This is a genomic window from Aliirhizobium wenxiniae (genome assembly GCF_019511445.1).
GTDB lineage: Bacteria > Pseudomonadota > Alphaproteobacteria > Rhizobiales > Rhizobiaceae > Neorhizobium > Neorhizobium wenxiniae_A.
The window spans coordinates 69,097-93,291 of the sequence record NZ_JAEUAN010000026.1; the positions used below are offsets into that span (position 1 = coordinate 69,097).

The following is a 24,195-nucleotide window of genomic DNA, read 5'->3' on the forward strand; positions in this document are numbered from 1 at the left end:
TTTCAGCCCGCCTGAGATGGGGTGAAGCGGGCGGTGAGCGTGTGGCTTTTGCCGGGATAGGTCAGCCGAACCGATGTCACGGACTGATCGAGCCGCCATGTCTGGCGCTCGACGACCATGACCGGGCTGCCGATGGGGATCGTGAGATGCGCGGCTTCCGTAGGGCCGGCACCACGGGCCGCGATCCGGTGTTCGGCTGCGCTCCATGGCACGTGGTCGAGTAGCCAGGGGCCGGGAGACAGGGTTTCGAATTTTTCTCCGCTGGCATCAGGCACGACATCTAGATTGATGAGGCGTTGCTCAAGACAGAATGGTTGCTCGCCCGCATAATGCAGGCAGGTGATGTCAGCGATCGCTTTCTTGCGCGGGATGTCGAGACGCTCGGCCTCGTCACTATCCGCCGGTCTCACCGCGCGACTCAGAATGCGATGGCTATAGATTTGGCCCTTCGCCTTCACCTCTTCGCGAATGTCGTAGATTTCGAGAATGGCGCTTTGCGCCCTCTGCGGGAGCACGACACTGCCAACCTTGCGCCGTCGCTGTATCAGACCTGCGCGCGCCAGTTGCGTCACGACCTTGTTCACGGTCATCCGCGAACAGCCATATTGCAAAGCCAGTTGCTGCTCCGATGCTATTCTGAAGCCGGGTTGCCAGCGACCGGTCAGGATATTCTGCTCGATATCGAAAAGTATTCGCTGATGAAGCGAAAGCGGGGTCTCGGGAATCGGGTCGGCAGTCATATCCGCGTCGATCATGCGAGCATGCTGGCGCCGCGATCGAGATAGGTGTCGAGGAATTGCTCCAGGCGCGGGTGGCGCGGCTTGGCGAAGATTTCCGCCGGCGGCCCCGAAAACAGCAGTCGTCCATGATCGAGGAAGCTGATCTGCTGGCCGACGCTTGCGGCAAAGCCGATCTCGTGGGTAACGACCACCATCGTCATGCCTTCCGCCGCCAGGTCCCGCATGACGTTGAGCACTTCACCGGTCAATTCGGGATCGAGCGCAGAGGTCGGCTCGTCGAACAGCATGATTTTCGGTTCGAGTGCGAGCGCCCGGGCAATCGCCACGCGTTGCTGCTGGCCGCCGGAAAGCTGCGAAGGGTAATGTCCGGCACGGTTTTCCAGCCCTACCTTGCGCAATTGCGCCATTGCCCGCTCTTCCGCTTCCGCCTTCGGCACCTTGCGGACGAGTTTCAATGCTTCGCTGACATTGCCGAGTGCGGTCATGTGCGGCCAGAGATTGAACTGCTGGAAGACCATGCCGGTCTTTGTGCGCACCGCCCGGATCTGGTTGGCAGGCAGGCGCTCGCGGCGGCCATTGTCATCCTCGAAAAAGCCCAACGCTTCTCCGTTGATGGTGATCATGCCGCTGGTCGGTTCTTCCAGAAAGGCGAGGCAGCGCAGCAACGTGCTTTTTCCCGAGCCGGATGGGCCGATGAGGCAGGAGACCTTGCCTTCCGGGATTTCCAGATCGATGTCCTGCAGCACGGTGGTATCTGCGAACCGCTTGACGAGTTTGCGGATGGCGATGGCGGGTACACTCATGCTTTCGAAAACCTCAGTCGGGAGAGACGATTTTCGGCCATGCGGCCGAGCCGGTCTGTGAGTTCAACGATGATCCAGTAGACGATCGCCAAAACGAAGATCGCTTCGAGAAATGCGTATTGCTGGGAGCCGATGGCGCTGACGGTGGCGGTCAGCTCCGGCACCGTGATGATCGATAGCACGGCGGATTCCTTGAGCAGGATGACGGCCAGATTGATCGCCGGCGGCAGTACGATCAGCGCCATTTCCGGCACCTGGATACGGCTGATCGTCTGGAACCGCGTCATGCCGAGGCAGGCGGCGGCTTCGACATGGCCGACCGGCACCGACGCATAACCGGCGCGGAACACCTCGCTGTAATAGGCGGCGCTATAGACGGTAAGCCCGATCAGCCCGCAGGGGATGGGATCGAGCATCAGGCCGACGAACGGGCCACCGTAATAGAGAAGGAAAATCTGGATCAGGAACGGCGTGCCGCGCAGCACTTCCACGATCGTGCCGAGCACGGCATTGACGATCTTGCCGCCGAAACGGCGCGCGGTGGCGACGATAAAGCCTGCAACGACCCCGCCTAGCACGCCGGCGATCCAGAGCCAAAGGGTGACGAACAGCCCGCTGCCGATTTCCGGCAGTTTTTCGATAATGACCTGCGGATCGAACATCATGCCGAGGCTCCCTTCAGGGAACGTTCGGCATAGCGGCCGAGCAGTGCAATTGCGGAGTTGATGACGAAATAAATGAGCGCTGCCGACGCGAAGATCGGGATCGGCTGATAGGTGCTGGAGGCGAGATCCTGCGCCATCTTGGTGATTTCGATGATCCCCACGACAGAGACGAGCGAGGAGGATTTGAGTATCATGATCGCCTCGTTCACCAGCGCCGGGAAGGTAAGCCGCAGCGCAATCGGCGCGCGGATGCGGATGAAGGTATGGACGCCGGTAAAGCCTGCCACATCGGCCGCTTCGATGAGACCGCGCGGGACGCTGGCGAAACCGCCCCGCAGGTTTTCAGCCTGATAGGCTGCCGTGCAGAGCGATAGGCCGACGATCGCGGCGACGATGCCTGGGACATTTATGCCGATCACCGGCAACAGGGTGTAGATAAGCAGCAGCTGGACCAGCAGCGGCACGCCGCGGAAAAAGCTGATGAACAGCCTTGCCGGCAGGATGTAGATCGACTTGCGCGACAGGAGCGCGGCGGAAAGCAGCATGGCGATCACGAACCCGATCGCGATCGACACCAGGCTGATGCCAAGGGTCGAGAGAGCCGCCTCCAGAAGCAGCGTGAAAAGTTTTGGCGTCATCGGCTACGCTTCGTTGGTCGCCGGCGCGATGCGCAGGGCGAAACGGAGGGAACGAGGGATCAGGGGATGCGCCAGGCGCATCCCCGCAATCGACTGAGGCTCAAAATGCCGGATCAGGCACAGAGTCCGGCGTATCGAAAGTCGTGCCGAACCACTTTTCCTGCAGCTTGGCCAGACGTCCGTCCTTTTTCATCGCCAGGATTTCGGTGTCGATATAATCGAGCAGCGACTTGTGACCGTCGTCCTTCGTGCCGATGAAGCCGAAATAGGTCTTCTTGCCGAAAGCCGGGGTCACGACTTCGAATGCGCCATTGCGCTGCTTGGCGACGAAGGCGATGTTCGGAAGAGAGTTCGCGACAGCGACGACGCGGCCGGTCGCAAGGTCCGCATAGGCATCGTTGAACGAGACATATTCGCGAACGTTGACCTTCTCGGCAAGCGTTGCTGAATATTCCTGCAGCTGTGCCAGCTGTGCGGTTGCCTTGCCGACGCCGACGGCCTTGCCTGCGATGTCTTCCGGCTTGGTGATCGAAGTGTCGCCGGCCTTTTTCAGGATTGCGACGGAAGCTTCGGCGACCGGGGCGCTCATGCGATAACGCGAGATGCGGGCCTTGGTGATGGTGGCCGGGCCGGCAACGACATCGAACTTGCCGGCTTCAAGGCTTGGCAGAACGCTATCCCACGGCAGTTCGACCCATTCGATCTTGACGCCGAGATCCTTGCCGAGCGCTTCGAAAAAGTCGACGTTCAGGCCCTTGTGTTCGCCGGCATCGATGAAGTCGAAAGGGGCGAATGCCGTTTCCGTGCCGACTTTCAGAACGCCTGCAGCCTTGGCCTTGGCCAGCACGTCTTCAGCGTGGACCGAAAACGACGTGGCAAGCAGAAGGGCGCCAGCGGCGACAGCCTTCATCATTTGTCTTTTGAGCATTGGTGATTTCTCCGCGTTGTTCTACCTTAAGGACCGCAGTTCGGCTGTTCCCACCGTATGACAGCGAATTTTATCGCTGCTCTTTTTATTGCCTATACAAATGACCGATGTTTTCAGAGCCGTCAACGGCTTCGCTCGTGGCTTTGCGGCGTGTCGCGTCAGAGCGAATGATCGCCGCAATCGGTGGGCCACGGCCTGATCAAATCAGCTTGCCTTAACGGGTTTAGCGAACCTATCTTCTCTCAATACTCGTTGATGAAAGAGCGAAGCCTGATGCCGAGCCGGCCCGGATGCTTCGCCCGATCTACTGCCAGCATTTCATTTCAGGATCTTGCCATATGACTTCCAATCTCGTCGTCAATGCCGGCCGTATCGCGGCAGATATCGACGCCCTTGCCAATATCACCGAACCCGACAGACCATGGACGCGTCGCGCATTCACGCCGATGTTTCTCAAGGGACGCGCCTATGTGAAGAAGGCGTTTCAAGATGCAGGGCTTGAAACGCGTATCGATGCAGCAGGTAACCTGATCGGGCGTCGAAAGGGAAAGACGGGCGGCGGTACACTGATGCTCGGCTCGCATACCGACACGGTGCCGAATGGCGGTCGTTTCGATGGGATCGCCGGTGTGATTGCCGCGCTCGAAGTGGCGCGCGCGCTGAGCGATGCGGGGATTGAACTGGAACAAGATCTGGAAATCGTCGATTTTCTGGCGGAAGAAGTCTCGATTTTCGGGGTGTCCTGTATCGGCAGCCGGGGAATGACCGGAGTGCGTCCCGGCGAGTGGCTGGAGCGCACGGCTGATACGGATGGGAGACATATCGATCTCGCCGAAGGAATTCGCGAGGTCGGTGGTGATCCTTCGCAAATCGGTGGCCGTGACGACATCAAGGCCTTTCTGGAGTTGCATATCGAGCAAGGAACCGTGCTTGAGCGGGAGGGGATCGATATCGGCATCGTGGGAGCGATCACCGGGATTTCCCGCTTCGAGATTCTGGTCGAAGGTCGTGCCGATCATGCCGGCACGACGCCGATGAATGCGCGTTATGACGCCCTGGGGGCCGCGTGTTGCCTAGTGCTCGGTATCGAGCGTGTCGCCAAGGAACTGGCGCTCGGATCGAGCTATTTTGCGGGCACCGTAGGCGAATTTTCGATGGAGCCGAATGCTGCCAATGTCATTCCATCTCATGTCCGGATGCTGATCGATGCCCGGGCCGTCGATCCCGCTCTCATGGATGAATTCGTTGCGGCCCTCTCTGCACTTTGTGCGCAGACGGCTGCAAAACGGAGCGTGACGATTGCGGAACCACGCAGGGTTTCCAATGCGGCTCCGACGCCTATGTCCGAAATGGTGACGGATGTTCTGGCGTCGAGCGCTGCTCGGATCGGCGCAACCAGCAGGCCGATGGTCTCTGGCGCCGGACATGATGCGGCCTTTCTTTCCAAGGTGGCGCCGGCTGCGATGATCTTCATCGCCAGCAAGGACGGGCGCAGCCATGCTGCGGAAGAATGGTCGGAAAATGATGCGATCACGCTCGGCGCGGCCGTTCTTTACGAGGCAATTCTGGATCTGGACAAAAGATAGGGAGACCGCATGGGACGCATACTGACGGAGAAGGATGTGGAAGCCGCCGTGCGCGGAGGTTCCGTCTATGCGGCCGGTGGTGGCGGTTGGTCCGATCATGGCCGAATGCTGGGTTATGCCGCAGTCTCGATCGGCAGACCGGAGCTGATCACGATCGACGAACTGGAGGATGACGACTGGGTGGCAACCGCGGCGGCCATCGGCGCACCCGCCTCCACCACCGCCTGGGAAATGCAGGGAGTCGATTACGTCAAGGCCGTTCAGCTTCTGCAGGATGCGCTGGGTGAGAAGGTCTCGGCCCTGATGATCGGCCAGAACGGCAAATCATCGACGCTGAACGGCTGGCTGCCTTCCGCCATTCTCGGCACCAAGGTGCTGGATGCCGTTGGCGATGTGCGAGCGCATCCGACAGGAGACATGGGCTCGATCGGCATGGCCAATTCGCCGGAACAAATGATCCAGACGGCTGTCGGCGGCAATCGCGCCGAAAACCGCTATATCGAACTGGTTATTCGCGGCGCGACCGCCAAGGTCTCGCCGGTGCTTCGCACCGCTTCCGACATGTCGGGCGGTTTCATCGCCTCCTGCCGCAATCCGCTGCGGGCCTCCTATGTGCGCCGGAATGCGGCGCTCGGCGGTATCAGCCTCGCGTTGAAGCTCGGCGAAGCGATCATCGAGGCGGATGCCAGGGGAGGGCATGCGATCATCGATGCGATCGTCAAGACGACCGGGGGTGCGATCATCGCGGAAGGCGAGGTTAGCGCTAAATCGGTTGTCTATACGAACGAGGCTTTCGACGTCGGCACGATCACGGTCGGCCGCGGTGACAGAGCGGTGACGCTGCATGTGATGAACGAATACATGGCGGTTGATGATGCCGGCGGAAACCGGCTCGCGACTTTTCCTGACATCATCTCGACCCTTTCTTCGGAAGGCGAGCCGATGAGTGTCGGGCAATTGCAGGTGGGCATGCCGGTGTTTCTTCTGCATGTGCCGAAGACGATCATTCCGCTGTCGTCTAGCGTCAAGGATCCGTCGGTCTACCCGATCGTCGAGAAGGCGCTCGGGATCAGCATTGCCGACTACGCTTTGGGGTGAGGAGAAAGCCATGCCGAAATCCAATCCGCGTCATCCGAAATTCCCGATCCCCAGCGGGCCGGAGTTGCGTGCCAAGGGCTGGCGGCAGGAAGCGTTGCTGAGACTTCTCGAAAACGTTCTCTCGGTCGGCGAGGATCCCGACAATCTCATCGTTTATGCGGCGCTCGGGAAGGCTGCGCGCAACTGGGCGGCGCATGATGCGATTGTCAGGGCCTTGAAGGAGATGGACGAGGATCAGACGCTGGTCATCCAGTCCGGCAAGCCGGTCGGGTTGCTGAAGACACATGCCAAGGCACCGCTGGTGATCATGGCGAATTGCAATATCGTCGGCCAATGGGCGAAGGCCGAGTATTTCTACCAGTTGCAGGAAAAGGGGCTGATCTGCTGGGGTGGACTAACGGCCGGGGCCTGGCAGTATATCGGCAGCCAGGGCGTGATCCAGGGTACCTACGAGATCTTCATGCGGATCGCCGAAAAGCGCTTTAGCGGCACGCTTGCCGGGCGGTTCGTGCTGACTGCCGGGCTCGGCGGCATGGGTGGTGCGCAACCGCTCGCCGGCCGCATGGCGGGGGCTGCGATCCTTGTGGTCGATATCGATCCCGAACGCGTCGCCAAGCGCAAGGCTATCGGCTTTCTCGATGAAGTCGCGCCCGATCTCGATACGGCGCTCACGATGATCGATGCGGCAGTGAAGGAAAAGCGGGCGGTCTCGATCGGTCTCGTCGGCAATGCGGCGGACATCTATCCCCAGATCGTCAAGCGCGGCATCGTGCCGGACGTCGTTTCCGACCAGACCTCGGCGCATGATCTCGTCTACGGCTATGTTCCGAAAGGTATGAGCCTTGAAGAAGTGCGCCGGCTTCGAACGGAAGGGCAGGGGCAGTTGATGGCGGCAAGCCGCGCCTCGATCGCCGATCATGTCCGCGCAATGCTGACCCTGCAGGAAAGAGGGGCCGAGGTTTTCGACAATGGCAACCTTATCCGTACTCAAGCTAGAGAGGGCAGCGTCGAAAACGCTTTCGACATCCCAATCTTTACCGAGGCCTATCTGAGGTCGCTTTTCTGCCAGGCGATCGGCCCCTTCCGCTGGATGGCGCTATCCGGCGAGGAAAGCGATATCGGCCGTATCGACGATCTCGTTCTTGCGCTTTTCCCGGACAATCACATCGTCACCAACTGGATCAGGCTGGCGCGGGAGAATGTGCCGTTCGAGGGGCTTCCGGCACGGATTGCCTGGCTTGGCCATGGCGAGCGCACGAAGCTGGCGCTTGCGGTTAACGAACTGGTGGCAAAGGGCGAGCTAAAAGGGCCGATTGCCTTCTCTCGTGACCATCTGGATGCCGGCGCGATGGCACATCCGAACATCATGACCGAGAATATGAAGGATGGCTCGGATGCCATTGCCGACTGGCCGCTGATCAACGCCATGGCGCTTTGCTCGTCGATGGCCGATCTTGTCGTCATTCATTCGGGAGGTGGCGGTTATGCCGGTTACATGACCAGCGCCGGGGTAACGATCGTGGCCGATGGGACGGAAGCTGCGGCAGAGCGGCTCGATATGTCGATTACCAACGATACGTCGCTCGGCATCATCCGTTATGCCGATGCGGGTTATGAGGATGCGGTCGAGGCTGCTGAACAGGGCAAAGTCCCGCATATACGGCTGGGTTGAGACCCAGCCGTATAGATCGTGCGATCAGCCTTTCTTGAAGGCCGAATAGGCGACGGCCATCTTGGCGGCGAGCGTCGCATTGTTCTTCACCAGTTCGATATTGGCCTTCAGGCTTTCGCCCTTGGAAAGTTCGTTGATGCGGGCAAGCAGGAAGGGCGTCAGCTCCTTGCGGCCGATGCCGCGTTCATCGGCCTCGCGAACCGCATCGGCAATCGTCCCGTCGATGAATTTCGGCGTCAGAGCTGCCGCTTCCGGGATCGGGTTGGCGATCAGAAGACCGGTGCCGGTGCCGAGCTGGTGATGCAGCCACATCGCCTTGGCGATCTCGGCGGCGCTGTCCAGCTTGTGATCGGCCTTGTAACCGCTCTTGCGGGTGAAAAAGGCCGGGAACTCGTCGGTTCCGTAGGCGATGACCGGGACGCGCTGGGTTTCCAGATATTCGAGCGTCTTGGCGATATCGAGGATCGACTTGACGCCGGCGCAGACGACGGCGGTTTTCGTGCGGCCGAGCTCGGTCAGGTCGGCGGAAATGTCAAAGGTCTGCTCGGCACCGCGGTGAACGCCGCCGACACCGCCGGTGGCGAAAATCTCGATGCCGGCGAGGTCAGCCAGCAGCATGGTTGCGGAAACGGTCGTGCCGGCCGTCTGCTTGCGCACCATGGCAACGGCGAGGTCGCGGCCGGAGGCCTTTACAACGTCCTTGGCCTGGGCAAGTTTTTCCAGCTCGTCGGCGTCGATGCCGGCGCGCAGTTCGCCATCGATGACGGCGATCGTTGCCGGGACGGCGCCGTTGGCACGCACAACATCCTCGACCGCCTTGGCGGTTTCGAGATTGGCGGGGTAAGGCATGCCATGGGTGATGATGGTGGATTCGAGCGCCACGACCGGTCCGCCCTTCGCAATCGCGTCGGCGACTTCCTTGTTGAGCTTAGGCTTCAGCAATTGCATGTCGTTAAGTCCTTTCAGTTCGTCAGCCTGTGCCGATTGGCTTCGATAAGCTCGGCAGACAGGTCGGGGTGCACGCTGGCATTACATTCAGTGGTGAGTGTGGCGGCAAGCGCGCCGGTGCGGGCCGCCTCGAAAATCTCGTCGCCTTCGAGCAGTCGATGAAGCGTCGCGGCAATCATCGCATCGCCGGCGCCGGTCATGTCGATGGGGGCAGCCCTGACGGCATTGACGAAGTCCACGGCTTGCCGTCCGGCAACCGCCATGCCTTGCGCCCCGGCGCTGACCACAGCCATGCCGGCGCCTGCCTTCTGCAGCGCCAATGCAGCCTGTTTGGCACCTTCTGGTGTGTGCGGGTGGGTCTGGCCGAGAATGGCGTTCGCCTCGTCGATATTCATGAACAGGAGGTCGATCCCGTTCAGGTCCTTCGGCAGGCGCATGGCCTTGTGGGTGGATACGGCATCGATCGCCAGATGGCAGGCCGCATTCTTGCAACGGTCGATCAGCGCGATTAGCGCTTCCGCAGGAAGATTGCAGTCGGCAAAGGCCCAGTTCGAAGCGGCGAGATGTGGCCAGGCACGCTCGATATGATCCGGCTGGAACAGGTCGAAAATGTTCATGTCGGCAATGCCGAGAACGAGATCGCCGGCCGCATCGAGAATTGCCGCATATTCGGCCGTCGGGCGTTCGCTGGTCGTCACGACTTGGCTGACGTCGATCCCGATTTCGCGCATGTATTTGAGCAATGCCTGCCCGCCGTCATCATCGCCGACGATCGATATGAAGCCGGTCGCAGAGCCGAGCCGGGCAAGATTTTCAGCCACATTGCGGGCGACGCCGCCGAGGCTGCGGGTGCTCTCGACGGGATTGGACGTCTCGAGTACGATCTTGGTGCGGGCGTGATATTTGCGGTCTAGCACCGCGCCGCCGATGCAGAATGCGCGGACTTCGGACGAGAGTACGTAACCCCGGCCGAGGATATATCCCTTGTTCATCAACTGAACGATATGAGCGGCTACCGTCGAGCGGGCCAGCCCCAGGGCTGTGGCGATTTCCTGCTGACCGACGAATGGGTTTTCGCGGATCAAGGCCAGAACGGCGCTTTCCTGTGGTGCAAGCGGCTGGGTCATTGCATGGGCTCCTTGCGAAACCCATGCAGACAATTGTTTATCGTGTCAACAAATGTTTTGAGGTCTATTTGTTGGAAGTGCTACTTGCCATGCGGCTTTTCGACATGGCCACCGAAAGACTTGCGCATCAGCGACAGCATCTTGTTGGCGTATTCTGCATTGCCCTGGCTGTCGAAACGGCTGAACACGGCGGCAGACAGAACCGGCACGGGAACGCCCATGTCGATCGCGGCCTTCATCGTCCAGCGGCCTTCGCCTGAATCCGAAACGCGGCCGCCGAAGTTGCGGAGTGACGGGTCGACCTTCAGAGCGTCCGCCGTAAGATCGAGCAACCACGAGCCGATGACGCTGCCGTGGCGCCAGACTTCGCTGATCGCCTCGATATCCATGTCGAACTGGTAATACTGCTTGTCCGGGAGTGGCGTCGTTTCCGCATCCGCCTCGCGATGGGCATGGCCGACATTTGCCTGTTTCAGCACGTTGAAACCTTCGGCATAGGCCTGCATCATTCCGTATTCGATGCCGTTATGCACCATCTTGACGAAATGGCCGGCACCGCTCGGGCCGCAATGCAGATAGCCGCGCTCGGCGGGGCGAAGCGACGGATCAAGATCCGCTCCCGGCGCCAGTGTCGCGAAGATCGGATCGAGATGTTTGACCGCTTCGTCGGGGCCGCCGATCATCAGGCAAAAACCGCGCTCAAGGCCCCAGACGCCGCCGCTCGTGCCGACGTCGATGTAGGAAATGCCTTTCCCGGCCAGCTTGGCGCTTTGGTCTACCGCGTCACGGTAGTTGGAATTGCCACCGTCGATAATCATGTCGCCGGGCTGCAGGAGGGCAGCCAGCTTTTCGACGATGCCGGGTGTGATTGCTGCCGGCAGCATGATCCACACGGCGCGCGGGGGCGTCAGTTTTTCGATGAACTGTTCGATGGACGAAATGCCGATGGCGCCTTCGCCGGCCAGTGCCTCGACGGCTGCCGGGTTGACGTCGTAGGCGACGCATTCATGGCCCGCACGCATCAGGCGCCGCGCCATGTTGCCGCCCATGCGGCCCAGTCCCATCATTCCGATCTGCATGTGTAAGCCTCTCGATGCAGGTTTAGAATCGACTGGATAACTAGGACGATGTGTCGCGGGCCTCAAGTTTTTTAAATCGATTTATTTCTGGCGATGGTCACGTTTTCGGCAGGATCGGAAAAACTGGTGTAAAATATTCAAGGATTAGCGAGCTTGCCGCCCGTCTTTTCCTTCGGAACGCCGGTTGTTGTCGGGAAGCTGATCGGCAGGCCGCGCAACCTGCGTACCGCGAGGAATGCAAAACACTCGGCTTCCACGGCATCGCCGCGCCAGCCGAAGCCATCGGCTGAAACGGCGTGAACCTTCGCCCTCTCTTCGATCATCGACATGATCGTGGGGTTGCGTCGCCCGCCGCCGCTGACGATCAGGCGCTTGGGCCTTTGCGGCAGAAGGTCGAGCGCCTTGCCGACGGCGGATGCGGTGAAGGCGGAAAGAGTGGCCGCGCCATCGGCAGGGTTCAAGCCATCCGCCATGGCTGCGGTGAAATCGAACCGGTCGAGTGATTTCGGATAGGCTGCGGTCAGATATGGATGTTGCAAAAGACGTTCGAGCCGCGCTTCGTCCACCCTGCCTGATGCGCCGAGCGCGCCGTCGCGATCCATCTCGCCGAGACCAAGCCCTTTGATGAAATCGTTGAGCGGCGCATTGGCCGGTCCGGTGTCGAAGGCAACCACAAGTTCCTCGCCATCCCACCATGTAATATTGCCGACGCCGCCGAGATTGAGGATGGCGGTATCACCGCTTCGATCGACCTCGCGCAGGAGAGCGGTGTGATAGATGGCGGCTAGTGGTGCGCCTTGACCGCCTGCGCGCACATCGGCCGTGCGGAAATCATAGACAACCTTGGTTCCAAGAATGCCGGCCATCAACTGCCCGTCGCCAAGCTGTCGGGTATCGCCCAGGCGTTCTCTTGTGGGTGCGCGGTGCAGCACAGTCTGCCCGTGGAAACCAACGACGCCGATCTGATCCATGGATAGTCCGGCGCTTTCGACAAGTGTCCGAACGGCACTGGACTGGGCGCGGGTCAGCGCCTCTTCCGCTTCTTTGAAAATCAAAGGCTCCGGACCTTCGAAATTCCAGCTGCGAGCCTGACGTAGAGTCTCCTCCAGAAGAAAACGGGTATTCTCGGAATAAGGGGCAAGCGTATATGCGCCGAAAGTTTCGACACTCTCTCCGTCCGTCTTGATAAGCGCGACGTCTATATTTCCATCGAGCACCGTTCCGGTCATCAATCCGACCGCCCAGATAGGCTCCATTGCTTGTCCCCAATCGCGATTGACCGAATCATATCGCTTTATAGTGCTTCTCTGCGCGAAGGCGGCAACCGCGAGAGCCCAATTTTGCCAACGGCTCCATGAAGATTCAATTTTCTGCGCCAGCGACCGCTTCTCCCGATCATAGAAATCCCTTGACGCGAATCACTCATGCAAGCACTCTGTAACGGCTTGCGGTGATTTTTCGGAATTTTGGCGTAACTGTCGGCGTCCGGTGTAATTTTTATTGCGGGGCGTAGTGAGCCGCCGCGTCGCCTTCCATCCGCGGTCGATCATGACGGTAAACGTGGATCGTGTAGCGAGGCATCAGGGAGAGTTTGGGAATGGCCGGGTCGGCTGAGAATATGAGAGCCTCTAGAGGCGAGGTTGCGCCGGAAACGCGGCAACTTGCCGACGAAGCCATCGCCAGTGATGCGCGTGCCCTTTCCGAGCAGCTCAAGGCGATGCGCGAGCGTCTTTTCCCGCCGCTTGCGAGCAAGACGCTGCGCAGCTTTTCTTCCGGCGAGGCTGCCAAGCTTATCGGTGTATCCGATGGTTACCTTCGCCAGTTGTCTCTCGCCGGAGAAGGCCCGCAGCCGGAGACCGGTGCGGGTGGGCGCCGGTTCTATTCGCTCTCCGATATCAAAGCGCTGCGCAGCCATCTTGCAGAACAGGCCGCAGCCAAGGGCAATACGGCCAAGGCGAAATCCTATCTTCCTCGCCGGGACGCCGCGCAGAACGAGCATCTTCAGGTCATCTCGGTGACGAATTTCAAGGGCGGCTCGGGCAAGACGACATCGGCGGCGCATCTGGCCCAATATCTTGCCCTGACAGGTCATCGGGTACTCGCCATCGATCTCGACCCGCAGGCATCGCTTTCAGCTCTGTTCGGTTATCAGCCGGAACTTGATCTGACCGGCAATGACACGCTTTACGGCGCCATCCGCTATGACGATGAGCAGCGCGCGCTTTCCGAGGTCATTCGCAGCACCTACTTCCCGGGCTTGGATCTCGTTCCCGGCAATATCGAACTGCAGGAATTCGAGCATGTCACGCCTCAGGCGCTGGCGAACCGGCAGAGCGGCAAGGATAGCGGGCCGCTGTTCTTCGCGCGGATCCAGGCAGTTCTGGCGACGGTCGAGCAGGATTACGACGTGGTCGTCATCGACTGCCCGCCACAGCTCGGCTACCTGACCCTGTCGGCACTCTGCGCGTCCACGTCGGTTGTCGTGACTGTGCACCCGCAGATGCTGGATGTCGCGTCGATGAACCAGTTCCTGTTCATGACATCCGACCTTCTCTCCGTTGTCCGCGAGGCGGGGGGCACGCTGAATTTCGACTTCCTGCGGTATCTTGTTACCCGTTTTGAACCGAATGATGGACCTCAGGCGCAGATCGTCGGTTTCATGCGCTCACTGTTTGGGGATCGTGTCCTTACGGCCCCTATGCTGAAGTCGACAGCGGTTTCGGATGCCGGTTTGACGAAGCAGACACTGTACGAGGTCGGGCGCGAGAATTTTACCCGCTCAACCTATGACCGCGCACTCGAGGCGATGAACGCCGTCAACAGCGAGGTAGAGACTCTGATCCATGCGGCCTGGGGTCGATAGGACAGAAGGAAAGGTTTTTGATCATGGCAGCTAGCCGGAAAAACGAGTTGAGAGCGCTGTTCGGAGGCGGGCTTGCGCCCGGTGCCGCACCTGCGGCCGAGGCGCAATCGGTTCCGAAGCCGGAAATTGAAGTGCCTGCCCCCACGGGCAATCCGGCAGGACGTAGTGCTGCCGGCGCGGTAAAGGCCATGGGCCTTTCGCTCAACGCCATGACCCGTGAAGCGGAAGAGGCGCGCTTGTTGCGCCAGGCGCTCAGCGAAGGCGAGCGGGTCGTCTCGATCCATCCCGAAAAGATCGATTCCTCCTTCGTCGAAGACCGGTTGCGGCTGGACGATCAAGACGACGAGGATCTCGCGACACTCATCGACAGCATGCGTGAAAGCGGACAGCAGGTGCCCGTTCTGTTGCGCAATCATCCGGAAAAGCCGGGTCGATACCAGACAGCCTATGGCCATCGCCGCATTCGGGCAGCCTCGCGTCTAGGGATCGAGGTCAAGGCAATTGTCCGTTCGTTGTCTGACGACGAACTGGTTCTGGCGCAGGGCAAGGAAAATGCCGAACGTCGCAATCTCTCATTTATCGAGCGGGCGGTTTTCGCAAAAAACCTTCTCGCAGGTGGTTTCGACCGCAAGGTGATCGGGGAGGCGCTGTCGGTTCAGAAAAGCGAGCTGTCTCGGTTGCTGCAGGTAGTCGAGGCAGTTCCGGTTGCACTTATTCGGGCGATCGGCGCAGCGCCTAAGGCTGGTCGTGATCGGTGGATGAAGCTCAGTGAATTGCTCGCATCGAAAGCAGCGCAGGCCGCAGCGATGGCTGAAGTGTCCAATGCCGATTTCCGGTCGTCGGCAAGCGATGACCGGTTCCAGCTGATATTCAATCATCTCTCCAAGCCGGAAAAGCGCCAGCCTGCAGAGCCCGTGCTGTTGAAGGACAACAAGGGTAAGGTCTTTGCGCAGCTACATACCGACGGCAAGAAAAGCCGGATCGAGTTTGCCACGGGGATCGACCGCCGGTTCGTCGATGAAGCCATGAAGACGCTCGTTCAGCAGTATGACGCGTTTGTCTCCGCTCAGTCTTCAAAGGGATGAGGCTCTGACGGGTTGGCCGAACGTCAGTGGGAACAAGAAGCCGGGCAGTTAAGCTGGCCTTGTTCCTGACGGAAAGTTCGGTGAAGGAAGACCGACATTGCAGCTAACCCTTTAATCATCCGGATTTTCATCATGAGCCCCAATCCTCTGGTCAAAGGTTTCTACCACGAGCGCACGGGCAGCATCCAGTATGTGGTGAGTGATCCGGAAACGAGGGATTGCGCGATCATCGACCCGGTGCTCGATTACGATGAGAAATCGGGAAGCACGAAGACATCAAGTGCCGATGCCATTCTCGCTTATGTCGAAAGCGAACGGCTTATGGTGCAATGGATTCTGGATACGCACCCGCATGCGGACCATTTTTCCGCAGCGGCCTACCTGAAGGGAAAGACAGGAGCGCCGACGGCGATCGGCGCGAAAGTGGTCGATATCCAGAAGCTCTGGCAGAAAATCTACAACATGCCGGAGATGAAAACGGACGGATCACAGTGGGATCGCCTGTTCGCTGATGGCGAAAGTTTCCAGATCGGTAACATGACCTGCAAGGTTATCCATTCGCCGGGTCACACTTTGGCATCGATCACCTACGTGGTCGGTGATGCTGCGTTCATTCACGACACATTATTCATGCCGGATAGCGGCAGTGCCCGTGCCGATTTTCCTGGTGGTAGTGCCGCAAGCCTGTGGTCTTCGATCGGGGCGATCCTCGCTCTTCCCGATGATACGCGGCTATTCACCGGTCACGATTATCGTCCCGGCGGACGCGAGGCTGTTTGGGAAAGCACGGTCGGACAGCAAAAGACGGAAAACGCGCATGTCGCCCAAGGGCGTGAAGCTTTCATCCGTCAGCGTGAGGAGCGGGATGCGACATTGCCGTTTCCGCGCCTGATGCTTCACGCGTTGCAGATCAACCTCAATGCAGGGCGGATGCCGGTTCCGGAAGCCAATGGGACCAGTTATCTGAAAATCCCGATTGATGCCTTCGCCATAAACGCTTGGTAAGGCGGGACTTTTTTCGCCATCGTGAGATACGGGATCGTATGTATCGCGTGATGGCTATTCTAGCGATATCGGGAGTTCGCGATCCCAGCGTGGTGTGGGAGAAAATTTGTGCGCCAGGAAGTCTATGAATGCCCGGACCTTGGCAGGTGGGCGGCGATTGCTTGCATAGATCGCAAAGACGCCGGGCAGTTCCATCAGTGGGTGGTCGAGCGTGAGGGATACCAACCGCCCGGCGCGGATTTCATCACCGACCAGGAAGGTCGGCTGGTAGATCATGCCCTGACCTGCCAAGGCCGCTGCCACGAGCGCATCACCGTTATTGGCGTGGAGATTGCCCGTAACGGGCACGATGATCGAACCATCCAGGCCAAAGCGCCATCGATCAGGACCAACCGAACTCGATAGCGTGTAGCCCAGGCAATTATGCACGCTCAGATCCGCTACGGATGTCGGCATCGTTCGGTTCACGAGATAGGCGGGAGACGCGGTGACAAGCATGCGACAGCGCGCAATCCTTCGTGCCATCAGGCTCTGGTCTTCGATTTGGCCGATGCGAATGGCGACATCCCATCCTTCTTCGACAAGATCGACGGTCCGATCACTCAGGCCCAGATCGACGCTCAACGCCGGATGCAGTTCGGACAATTCGGCCAAAAGCGGCACGATTTCCCTGACACCGAAGGAAACCGGAGCATTGACACGAAGTGTGCCACTGACCTCCATTCGTTCGGCGGCGGCCATGGCGTCAGCTTCCGAAAGCTCGGAGAGAATGCGTTCGACGCTTTCCAGATAGCGGCGGCCTGCTTCGTTCAGGGTAATCTTGCGGGTGGTACGGTGCAGAAGCTTCACGCCGAGCCGCTCTTCAAGCGCGCCCATGTGCTTTGTCGCCATGGTCTGGGACATGCCAAGCGCACGGGCCGCTCCTGATAGGCTGCCGATCGCAGCGACCTTGGCGAAAACCTCCATCCCGGCGATGCGATCCAACATGATAAGCTCACTCTCTTGGTGTGATCTGTAATGCTCGGATGGTTGATTATCATGTTGCCGGAGTGAATGCATAGTGTCGGCAATGACGGCCTTGCGCTGTCTGATCAACCATGTTGGGAAGACGACCGTGCTTGTAGACGGCAAATGGACAGCTGACTGGCAACCAGTACAGGCTAAGGATGCCAAAGGTGGCTTCGTACGCCAGACATCCAGCTTTCGGAACTGGATCACGCCCGACGGGTCTGCGGGACCAACGGGAGTGGGCGGATTTGCAGCGGAAGCTGACCGCTATCATCTTTATGTCGCACTGATCTGCCCCTGGGCTTCGCGAACACTGATTGCCCGCAAGCTCAAGAAGCTGGACGAGCTCATCTCTGTTTCGGTGGTTGAGCCAGCGCTGACAAAAGAAGGCTGGCGGTTCGGTACCCATCCCGGCGCCAACGAAGATATGGTCAATGGCGCGCGTTATATGCACGAGCTCTATACCCGCGTCGATCCGCAGATTACCGGCCGCGCAACGGTTCCTGTCCTGTGGGATAAAAAGACCGGCACGATCGTCAACAACGAATCGGCCGATATCCTGCGCATGTTCAACAGCGGCTTCGGTGCTTTGGCGGATGAGAGCGTCGATCTCTATCCCGAAGCTCTTCGTTCCGAAATCGATGCGCTGAACGATCGTATCTATCCGCGGTTGAACAACGGCGTTTACCGCTCCGGATTCGCCACGACGCAGCAAGCCTATGAAGAGGCCTTCCACGACGTATTCTTAATGCTGGACGAATTGGAGGATTTGCTGGCGGAGAGGGCTTTCCTTGTCGGAGAGCGCCTGACGGAAGCCGATATTCGCCTCTTCGTCACGCTCGTGCGGTTTGATGCCGCCTATCACGGTCTGTTCAAATGCAATCTGCGGCGTATCGCTGACTATCCTGGTCTAAGCCGATATCTGCGCCGGATACTGTCAGTTCCGGGCATTGCAGAGACTGTCAGCATCGATCACATCAAGCGTGGCTATTATTCGATCGAGAGTCTCAACCCGACAAAGATCATTCCCGTTGGCCCGGCTTTGGACTTCGAGGATCTGTTGCTGCCTACAGCCTCCATCGCGATTTAAGCCGCGAAAAGCTGCCGTTTCGACACTCTCCCGCAATCAGCGAACTTTCCGGATTGATCGCATGCTGACCCAGATACTCCTGACTTCTGTCCTGTTGCCGCTTGTTCTCGGTATTGTCATTGCGTTGGCCGGTAAGGGAGCCTCGTCCCCGGGCATTCTTTTAACGACGCTTCTGATCCCGGTCGCCGGTGCCATCGCGAGCGTATCGATCGAAGGCTTTCCGCCATTCCCGCCGATTGCGGCGAAACAGAAACTTCCCTTGCTGTTGCTCATCGGCGGTGTTGCTTTCGGCATCCTCGGCGTTCTCTTGCGGCAGTTTCTAAACCGGTGGACTATCGCGCTGGTCGGTGTGGTGTCGCTCGCAGCACCAGCCTGGTGGCTGGGTAAAAACGTTCTTGCCGCCAATGCGACGAAAGCAACGACGCTTGCCGTCGTGCTCGTCATCGTCGCTGTGGAAATCGCCGCCGTTTCTGGTCGGCTTTCTCAAAAGCAATCTCCGGCTGCCTTGCCGGCAGCCCTGCTCGCTACCGCCATCGGAACGGCGCTGAGCGCGATCATGGGCGGCTATATCGGGATGGCGCAGATGAATGGTGCATTGGCTGCCTTGTTCGGCGGCTGGCTGCTGGTTCGTTACGTCGCTTATATCAGGGGCGATGATGCGGCCTTTGATCTCCAGGGACTTGCCGCGCTTTCCTTCATCTGGACTGCTGCGATGGGCGTCATGATGACTGTGCTACTCTCGCCGAGCGCCACACCGATCGCTCTTGTTCTTTCGGTTCTGCCCGTCGCTGTCTTCGCCGTTCTTAAAGGGCGCAGTATCGATTTCATCAAACAACCGCGCTTTCTGCGACCGCTGATTATCGGGGCGCTAACGGCGATCCCGGCGATCGCAGCCATCGCTATTGCCGTCCTTGCGGGCGGTTGAATTGAAAGTGTCATCAATCCGGCTCGCCGGACACTATCGCCCACCACGGGCAATCTCAAAAGGAGAAACCATGAAACGCCTGATTTTCGCTACTGCCATTGCCGGTATGTTCATGACCGGAGCTGCGCTCGCAGCTGACAGCTACGAAATCGATCCGACGCATGCATGGGTCGGCTTCAAGACGAGCCATGCGGGCTGGGCCAAGGCCCATGGCGCATTCAAGGCGGTGTCCGGCACAATTTCCTTCGACAAGGAAGACGTAACCAAGAGCACGGTGGAAATCGCGCTCGAAGCTGCAAGCATCGACACCAATGACGAGAAGCGCAACACCCACCTGAAGAGCCCGGACTTCCTCAACGCCGAGGAGTTCCCGCAGATTACCTTCAAGAGCACTTCGATCGAAAAGACCGGTGACAAGACTGCCAAGGTGACCGGTGATCTGACGCTGCTCGGCATGTCCAAGCCGGTCGTTCTCGACGTCACCTGGAATGCGGAATCCGCGCTTCCCTGGGATGCCAACACGATCAAGACCGGTTTTTCGGCAACCGGTTCGTTTAACGGCGTAGACTTCGGCATCGCCAAGATGGCCGCCTTCGGCATCGGTCCGGAAATCGCGCTCGACATCGACGTTGAAGCCGTCAAGAAGTGAATTCAGTCTCACCGCAGTGAGATGAAAAACAGCGCGATCGGCTCAGTGGCCGGTCGCGTTTCGCCATTTTACGGTAGAATTATCCTGGCTTCGAAGCCGTCGTCCCTGCCGCTTGCGGGTGATAGAAGCACAAGACGGCCGTTCATCTGACCGAGCAATCTGTCGACGATAGACAGGCCCAATCCGGAGCCCGCAGCTTCGGTCTTCCCGCGACTGAAGCGTTTGCGGATCGAAGCAAGCTCGGCTTCGTTCATCGCCGGCGCGCCGTTGACGATACGGATAAGCCCGCCGTCGTCGAGAAACACCTCGACCGGCGTCTCCGGCGTGCCGTGCACGAGCGCGTTTTCAATGAGATTGCGTAGAACAATGGCAAAAGCATCTTCGCTGAACGGACCGATCAACTGCGCGCCGGGCGCGCGATGCAGGATCAGACGTGCCGGGTTTGCCATGCTGCGCCAGAAATCGGTCAATACCATATCCAGTACCCGGCCCAGGTCGGCCTGTTTGTCGCTGATACCAATACCGGCTTCGGCGCGGGAGAGCTGCAAGAGCTTTTCCGCAAGGTGGCTGAGACGTGTCAGCGACGCCTCGATCTGACCGGCACGGTGACGACTGGAGCTCTCTGTCAGCTCGGCGATCAGCATCTGCGTTTGGGCCAAGGCGCCGGCGATCGGCGTGCGCAGTTCATGAGCGCTGTTGGAGGTGAATTCCCGCTCGGCGTCGAGTGCAGTCCTTAGCCGTGACATCAGCAGGTTGACGGAAACTGCGATCGGCTGCAGTTCCTGTGGCAGCATGGACGCATCGATAGGCTCCATGTTGCCGCCATCCTTGGTCTCGATCTCTCGACGCAGTTCGCCGACCGGCCGCACGGCACGGCGCACCACCATCCAGATCACGATACCACTGACCGGGATCAGCAATATCAGCGGCAAAAACAGCGCGATTGCGCCTTCGCGAACGGCCTCTTCGCGGTTCTCGAAGGCATCAGCGACCTGGATGAAGACTTGGGTGTCATCACTAGTGGCGGTGTAGAACTGATAAACCGTGTCCTTCCAGAACCCAGCCTTCAAAGGCGTTCCAAAGGCCTGTTCCGGCGCATCATGGGAGCGGATCAACACGCGGCCGGAACGATCACGCACCTGATAGATGAGATATTCATGATCTCCGCTGGAACTTGCCGTCTGCAGTTGCTGGGGTGCTGCGCTCGCTATGGGGGCGGATGTCGAGCCCAGCATTCCCCGGTGTTCGAGATCATCGACAACCAGCGGCACGAGCCGTTCGGCCGTATCCTGAAGCGTGCCGTCGAATATTTCGGCAAGCTCCTCTTCCATCACCACCAGGCCAAGCCCGACTGCCAGCAACCAGAGGAAGGTCATGGCAAAGGTCAGGGACAGGATCAGTCGCCGGGTCATCGACGGGCCGGTCGTCCGGCGAAAAAAGCTCATTGTTCACGCCCAAGCCTGTAGCCGATACCGCGTAGCGTGGTGATGTGTTCGCGGCCGAGTTTCTTGCGCAGTCGGCTTACATAGACCTCGACAGTATTGCTCTCGATCTCGGAGCCAAAGGCGTAAAGAGCTTCTTCGATCTGGGATTTCGAAACGACTGCTCCCGTACGGCTCGATAGCGCGTCGAGTACGGCCCATTCCCGGCTGGACAGATCAATTGTCTCGTCGTTGACCGTCACCCGGCGGGCTGCTGCGTCAATCTCCATATCGCCGATCCGCACGAGTGAAACCGGTCGGCCGCTGTAACGGCGGCTGACCGCCAGCATGCGTGCCGTGAGTTCACCGAGATTGAACGGCTTCACCAGATAGTCATCGGCGCCGCTATTCAGGCCTTCGATACGATCGGATATCTGATCATGCGCCGTGAGAATGATCACCGGTGCCGCGATGCCACGGGTGCGAAACTCCTTCAGGAGAGCGATACCGCTGCCATCGGGAAGGCGAAGATCGAGCAGGACGAGGCCATAACTGGTGGTCGCAAGCGCGCTTCTTGCCGTGTCGATCGTTTTCATCCAATCGACCGCATGATCGCCACTTGCCACATGATCGCGCACCGCTTCACCGAGCGTTGCATCATCCTCAACCAGAAGAACCCTCAAACTATCCGCTCCGTCCCATCGCGACGTTATCCTATACCCATCGTTTAGCAGACTGGGTGGATAAAATTCGAGAGGGGAGGGGGCTACCGTGGGGATCATGGCGAGATGAGTTTCGGAATGATGACGAAGGCGGCTGTCAGCCCGTTCGCCAGCAGCATGCAGAATACGGCGAAAGAGCCGAGATCCTTGGCATGCCTGCCGGTGTCGGACCATTCCGGCGAAATGCGGTCGATGATCTCTTCTATGGCGGTGTTGAGAGCTTCCGCAGAGAAGAGGCCGAGCATGACGACCGCCATCATGATGTAATCGAAGAAACTGGCGCCGACTGCGGCAAAGGCTGCGAATATCGCAAGTCCGGTGATGATTTCATGGCGGAATGCGGTTTCGCGCAGCAGCCTCAAGGCACCGTTCAGCGAATAGCCGAACGCTGCCTTGAGGTGCCGGCTGCCGGTCACTTTCTCGATGTGGGACGAGGGGCTGATGGAGACTTGCGGCGGTTCCTCAGTCTTTTTTGTGACCGGCCTTGCTACCGTTCCGATGGGGGCATAATCGGGAACGGTCATGAGTTTGCACTGCCTTTCGTTTTGCGGCACGTCGCAAGGACGTCGAGATCCGGTTTGTAGACCGAGGTCTTCACCGCCATGATGCCGAGTGCCGTATGGAAAAGGTTGTCGTGCGAGGCCTCTTCGCCGGCGCGTTTGGAGAGGCAGGACGCATCGACGGAAGCTTTCATTTCGCTTCCCTGCCAAAGCACGAAGGGGACATGTGTCTGCTGCGATGGAGCGATGATGTAAGGCGCACCGTGCAGATAGAGGCCGTTTTCGCCCAAGGACTCACCATGGTCCGACATGTAGATCATCGTCGGTGCGATCTTGTCCTGGCGGGCTTTCAGGATGTCGATCACCGAGGCGAGGATGTGGTCGGTGTAAAGGATGCTGTTGTCGTAGGCGTTGACGACTGCCTGACGATCGCAGGTTCCCAGTTCGCCGGTACGGCATTCCGGTGTGAAGCGCGCGAATTCCGCAATGTATCGCTGGTAATATGCCGGACCATGGCTGCCGAGCTGATGCAGAACCAGAACGCTGTCGCCCCTGACGCTTGAGAGCCATCCATCGAGTTCAGCAACCATGCCGTCATCGAGGCATTCGTGATCTTCGCAATAACGCGGATCGTTGGCGTCGGAGAAGGAACGGTAGGTGGTGCGGTCGGCGACGGCTTTGCTGCCGGTATTATTGTCCCACCACTCGGTCTTGATGCCGGCATGGCCGAACACGTCCAGCAGGTTTTGATTGGCAAGGCCGGCACGATGAGAATAGCCGTGCCGTGTGAGGTTGGAAAACATGCAAGGGACGGAAACCGCTGTGGCCGTGCCGCAGCTTGAAGTTTGCGAGAAATAGGTGATGTCGCGCTTGCCGAGTTCCGGGTTCGTGTCGCGACCATAGCCGCCGAGCGAGAAGTTTTCTGCCCGCGCGGTCTCTCCGGTTACGATAACCAGTACGCGCGGCTTGGCCGAGGCAAGGGGGGAGGCCGCTTGTGCGTCGGTTCCGAGCGGTTGAGCCACGATGTTCTTGTCTGCCTCGCTCGCCAGAGTGAAAGCCACGGCGCTGCCCACCGGTACAAAAGGATTGAGTGTGAGAATCAGATCCTTGTGCAACCGGGTCACGGAAGCGATGCTGCGCGCGCTGCTGACGCCGCAGGCGAGCGCCACAAGGATGAGCGGAACGATGGCGGTGAGGTTCCACCTGACTTTCGAGAGGAAATTGCGGTGCTCGACGCGCACCCAGCAGACCAGAAGTGCAGGGATCAGCCCGAATATCGTCATGTGTAGCAGATAGGCGGGTGTAACGAGATGCCCCGCTTCCGAGGGCGTCGTCTGCGCCGCATTGCGGATCATATCGACATCGATGACCGTGCCAAAGCGGTCCATGAACCATGAAGCCGAGGCGGCGCTGAATATCATCAGGATCAGAACTGGCTTCAGAAGATATTTGACCGAGACCGCGATCGTAAAGGCAGCAAACAGGCAGGCCAGACCCAATGCAAAGGCGGCCAGCGCCAGGTGATTGTCGAAATAGCCATAGGCGCGTGTGAAGAACGTGCGGTTGGTAAAGGCGATCAGATAAAGTGCCCCGAGGACGGCGAGAGTAACGCTGCCAATCTGCGGCCGGACGAAGGGCCGGGC

Annotated in this window: 23 protein-coding genes; 9 read left to right on the forward strand and 14 right to left on the reverse strand. The window is 59.3% G+C overall.

Going from position 1 to position 24,195, the window contains the following annotated elements; all coding sequences use genetic code 11:
* Positions 1-2: 2 nt before the first annotated feature.
* The 5 genes from hutC to JNB91_RS25520 all read right to left on the reverse strand — a co-directional run bounded on the left by hutC (position 3) and on the right by JNB91_RS25520 (position 3,759).
* Positions 3-755, reverse strand: a complete 753-nt coding sequence (gene hutC, locus JNB91_RS25500; RefSeq protein WP_223218384.1) for a histidine utilization repressor — start codon at positions 753-755, stop codon at positions 3-5.
* A complete protein-coding gene (locus JNB91_RS25505) occupies positions 752-1,543 on the reverse strand; it encodes an amino acid ABC transporter ATP-binding protein (protein ID WP_220328289.1) in 792 nt (263 codons plus the stop codon). Before JNB91_RS25505 ends, hutC begins: the two co-directional genes overlap by 4 nt.
* The gene (locus JNB91_RS25510; protein WP_220328290.1) at positions 1,540-2,208 is read right to left on the reverse strand and encodes an amino acid ABC transporter permease; all 669 of its coding nucleotides are present in this window, start codon (positions 2,206-2,208) and stop codon (positions 1,540-1,542) included. Before JNB91_RS25510 ends, JNB91_RS25505 begins: the two co-directional genes overlap by 4 nt.
* Complete coding sequence (locus JNB91_RS25515) at positions 2,205-2,846, reverse strand: amino acid ABC transporter permease (protein WP_220328291.1); 642 nt, start codon at positions 2,844-2,846, stop codon at positions 2,205-2,207. The genes JNB91_RS25510 and JNB91_RS25515 overlap by 4 nt, the downstream gene beginning before the upstream one ends.
* 100 nt (positions 2,847-2,946) lie before the next feature.
* Entirely contained in the window at positions 2,947-3,759 is an 813-nt protein-coding gene (locus tag JNB91_RS25520) for a transporter substrate-binding domain-containing protein (RefSeq protein WP_430736362.1), read from the reverse strand.
* Positions 3,760-4,112: 353 nt separating this feature from the next.
* Between JNB91_RS25520 and JNB91_RS25525 the strand changes: the two genes are divergently transcribed.
* The 3 genes from JNB91_RS25525 to JNB91_RS25535 are packed head-to-tail and all read left to right on the forward strand — an operon-like array spanning position 4,113 to position 8,130.
* Positions 4,113-5,360 carry a Zn-dependent hydrolase gene (locus JNB91_RS25525; RefSeq protein ID WP_220328293.1) on the forward strand — a complete coding sequence of 416 codons (1,248 nt, stop codon included), beginning with the start codon at positions 4,113-4,115 and terminating at the stop codon, positions 5,358-5,360.
* A gap of 9 nt (positions 5,361-5,369) precedes the next feature.
* Entirely contained in the window at positions 5,370-6,458 is a 1,089-nt protein-coding gene (locus JNB91_RS25530) for a DUF917 domain-containing protein (RefSeq protein ID WP_220328294.1), read from the forward strand.
* Between the two features lie 10 nt (positions 6,459-6,468).
* Entirely contained in the window at positions 6,469-8,130 is a 1,662-nt protein-coding gene (locus tag JNB91_RS25535) for a urocanate hydratase (RefSeq protein WP_220328295.1), read from the forward strand.
* Positions 8,131-8,154: 24 nt separating this feature from the next.
* On the opposite strand, the gene JNB91_RS25540 is transcribed toward JNB91_RS25535, so the two are convergent.
* The 4 genes from JNB91_RS25540 to JNB91_RS25555 form a co-directional block, all read right to left on the reverse strand.
* Entirely contained in the window at positions 8,155-9,078 is a 924-nt protein-coding gene (locus tag JNB91_RS25540; protein ID WP_148145021.1) for a pseudouridine-5'-phosphate glycosidase, read from the reverse strand.
* Between the two features lie 14 nt (positions 9,079-9,092).
* Positions 9,093-10,205: a carbohydrate kinase gene (locus JNB91_RS25545; protein WP_220328296.1), complete on the reverse strand. Its 1,113-nt coding sequence runs from the start codon at positions 10,203-10,205 to the stop codon at positions 9,093-9,095.
* Positions 10,206-10,285: 80 nt separating this feature from the next.
* On the reverse strand, positions 10,286-11,284 hold the full coding sequence (gnd, locus tag JNB91_RS25550) for a phosphogluconate dehydrogenase (NAD(+)-dependent, decarboxylating) (protein WP_220328297.1): 999 nt from the start codon (positions 11,282-11,284) through the stop codon (positions 10,286-10,288).
* Positions 11,285-11,421: 137 nt separating this feature from the next.
* On the reverse strand, positions 11,422-12,540 hold the full coding sequence (locus tag JNB91_RS25555; protein ID WP_220328298.1) for an anhydro-N-acetylmuramic acid kinase: 1,119 nt from the start codon (positions 12,538-12,540) through the stop codon (positions 11,422-11,424).
* A gap of 362 nt (positions 12,541-12,902) precedes the next feature.
* Here JNB91_RS25555 and repA point away from each other — a divergent pair, with 362 nt between their 5' ends.
* The 3 genes from repA (at position 12,903) to JNB91_RS25570 (ending at position 16,237) form a co-directional block, all read left to right on the forward strand.
* Complete coding sequence (gene repA, locus JNB91_RS25560; protein ID WP_220328299.1) at positions 12,903-14,147, forward strand: plasmid partitioning protein RepA; 1,245 nt, start codon at positions 12,903-12,905, stop codon at positions 14,145-14,147.
* A 20-nt stretch (positions 14,148-14,167) separates the two neighbouring features.
* Positions 14,168-15,232: a plasmid partitioning protein RepB gene (gene repB / locus JNB91_RS25565; RefSeq protein WP_220328313.1), complete on the forward strand. Its 1,065-nt coding sequence runs from the start codon at positions 14,168-14,170 to the stop codon at positions 15,230-15,232.
* A 132-nt stretch (positions 15,233-15,364) separates the two neighbouring features.
* Positions 15,365-16,237 (forward strand): MBL fold metallo-hydrolase, encoded by an 873-nt coding sequence (locus JNB91_RS25570; RefSeq protein ID WP_220328300.1) that lies wholly within the window; start codon positions 15,365-15,367, stop codon positions 16,235-16,237.
* Positions 16,238-16,291: 54 nt separating this feature from the next.
* Here the strand turns inward: JNB91_RS25570 and JNB91_RS25575 are convergent, their stop codons facing one another.
* Positions 16,292-17,224 (reverse strand): LysR family transcriptional regulator, encoded by a 933-nt coding sequence (locus JNB91_RS25575; protein WP_220328301.1) that lies wholly within the window; start codon positions 17,222-17,224, stop codon positions 16,292-16,294.
* Between the two features lie 127 nt (positions 17,225-17,351).
* Here JNB91_RS25575 and JNB91_RS25580 point away from each other — a divergent pair, with 127 nt between their 5' ends.
* The 3 genes from JNB91_RS25580 to JNB91_RS25590 all read left to right on the forward strand — a co-directional run bounded on the left by JNB91_RS25580 (position 17,352) and on the right by JNB91_RS25590 (position 19,909).
* On the forward strand, positions 17,352-18,335 hold the full coding sequence (locus JNB91_RS25580; RefSeq protein WP_220328302.1) for a glutathione S-transferase family protein: 984 nt from the start codon (positions 17,352-17,354) through the stop codon (positions 18,333-18,335).
* A gap of 61 nt (positions 18,336-18,396) precedes the next feature.
* Complete coding sequence (locus JNB91_RS25585; protein WP_220328303.1) at positions 18,397-19,260, forward strand: hypothetical protein; 864 nt, start codon at positions 18,397-18,399, stop codon at positions 19,258-19,260.
* A 70-nt stretch (positions 19,261-19,330) separates the two neighbouring features.
* The gene (locus tag JNB91_RS25590; protein WP_220328304.1) at positions 19,331-19,909 is read left to right on the forward strand and encodes a YceI family protein; all 579 of its coding nucleotides are present in this window, start codon (positions 19,331-19,333) and stop codon (positions 19,907-19,909) included.
* Between the two features lie 68 nt (positions 19,910-19,977).
* On the opposite strand, the gene JNB91_RS25595 is transcribed toward JNB91_RS25590, so the two are convergent.
* From JNB91_RS25595 to JNB91_RS25610, 4 genes are all read right to left on the reverse strand, one after another.
* A complete protein-coding gene (locus JNB91_RS25595; RefSeq protein WP_223218385.1) occupies positions 19,978-21,354 on the reverse strand; it encodes a sensor histidine kinase in 1,377 nt (458 codons plus the stop codon).
* Complete coding sequence (locus tag JNB91_RS25600) at positions 21,351-22,013, reverse strand: response regulator (protein ID WP_220328305.1); 663 nt, start codon at positions 22,011-22,013, stop codon at positions 21,351-21,353. Before JNB91_RS25600 ends, JNB91_RS25595 begins: the two co-directional genes overlap by 4 nt.
* 95 nt (positions 22,014-22,108) lie before the next feature.
* Positions 22,109-22,576: a diacylglycerol kinase gene (locus JNB91_RS25605; protein WP_220328306.1), complete on the reverse strand. Its 468-nt coding sequence runs from the start codon at positions 22,574-22,576 to the stop codon at positions 22,109-22,111.
* Positions 22,573-24,195: phosphoethanolamine transferase (locus JNB91_RS25610; protein ID WP_223218386.1), on the reverse strand; the 1,623-nt coding region annotated here is incomplete at its 5' end. The genes JNB91_RS25610 and JNB91_RS25605, both read right to left, overlap by 4 nt.

Bases quoted from the DNA above. Each gene is read 5' to 3' on its own strand.
- repA (WP_220328299.1), top strand. From the start codon at position 12,903: ATGAGAGCCTCTAGAGGCGAGGTTGCGCCGGAAACGCGGCAACTTGCC.
- JNB91_RS25575 (WP_220328301.1), bottom strand. From the start codon at position 17,224: ATGTTGGATCGCATCGCCGGGATGGAGGTTTTCGCCAAGGTCGCTGCG.
- JNB91_RS25545 (WP_220328296.1), bottom strand. From the start codon at position 10,205: ATGACCCAGCCGCTTGCACCACAGGAAAGCGCCGTTCTGGCCTTGATC.
- JNB91_RS25590 (WP_220328304.1), top strand. From the start codon at position 19,331: ATGAAACGCCTGATTTTCGCTACTGCCATTGCCGGTATGTTCATGACC.
- JNB91_RS25605 (WP_220328306.1), bottom strand. From the start codon at position 22,576: ATGACCGTTCCCGATTATGCCCCCATCGGAACGGTAGCAAGGCCGGTC.
- JNB91_RS25570 (WP_220328300.1), top strand. From the start codon at position 15,365: ATGAGCCCCAATCCTCTGGTCAAAGGTTTCTACCACGAGCGCACGGGC.
- JNB91_RS25515 (WP_220328291.1), bottom strand. From the start codon at position 2,846: ATGACGCCAAAACTTTTCACGCTGCTTCTGGAGGCGGCTCTCTCGACC.
- JNB91_RS25555 (WP_220328298.1), bottom strand. From the start codon at position 12,540: ATGGAGCCTATCTGGGCGGTCGGATTGATGACCGGAACGGTGCTCGAT.
- JNB91_RS25505 (WP_220328289.1), bottom strand. From the start codon at position 1,543: ATGAGTGTACCCGCCATCGCCATCCGCAAACTCGTCAAGCGGTTCGCA.
- JNB91_RS25530 (WP_220328294.1), top strand. From the start codon at position 5,370: ATGGGACGCATACTGACGGAGAAGGATGTGGAAGCCGCCGTGCGCGGA.
- hutC (WP_223218384.1), bottom strand. From the start codon at position 755: ATGATCGACGCGGATATGACTGCCGACCCGATTCCCGAGACCCCGCTT.
- JNB91_RS25585 (WP_220328303.1), top strand. From the start codon at position 18,397: ATGCTGACCCAGATACTCCTGACTTCTGTCCTGTTGCCGCTTGTTCTC.
- JNB91_RS25540 (WP_148145021.1), bottom strand. From the start codon at position 9,078: ATGCAATTGCTGAAGCCTAAGCTCAACAAGGAAGTCGCCGACGCGATT.
- JNB91_RS25595 (WP_223218385.1), bottom strand. From the start codon at position 21,354: ATGAGCTTTTTTCGCCGGACGACCGGCCCGTCGATGACCCGGCGACTG.
- JNB91_RS25510 (WP_220328290.1), bottom strand. From the start codon at position 2,208: ATGATGTTCGATCCGCAGGTCATTATCGAAAAACTGCCGGAAATCGGC.
- gnd (WP_220328297.1), bottom strand. From the start codon at position 11,284: ATGCAGATCGGAATGATGGGACTGGGCCGCATGGGCGGCAACATGGCG.
- JNB91_RS25525 (WP_220328293.1), top strand. From the start codon at position 4,113: ATGACTTCCAATCTCGTCGTCAATGCCGGCCGTATCGCGGCAGATATC.
- JNB91_RS25520 (WP_430736362.1), bottom strand. From the start codon at position 3,759: ATGATGAAGGCTGTCGCCGCTGGCGCCCTTCTGCTTGCCACGTCGTTT.
- JNB91_RS25535 (WP_220328295.1), top strand. From the start codon at position 6,469: ATGCCGAAATCCAATCCGCGTCATCCGAAATTCCCGATCCCCAGCGGG.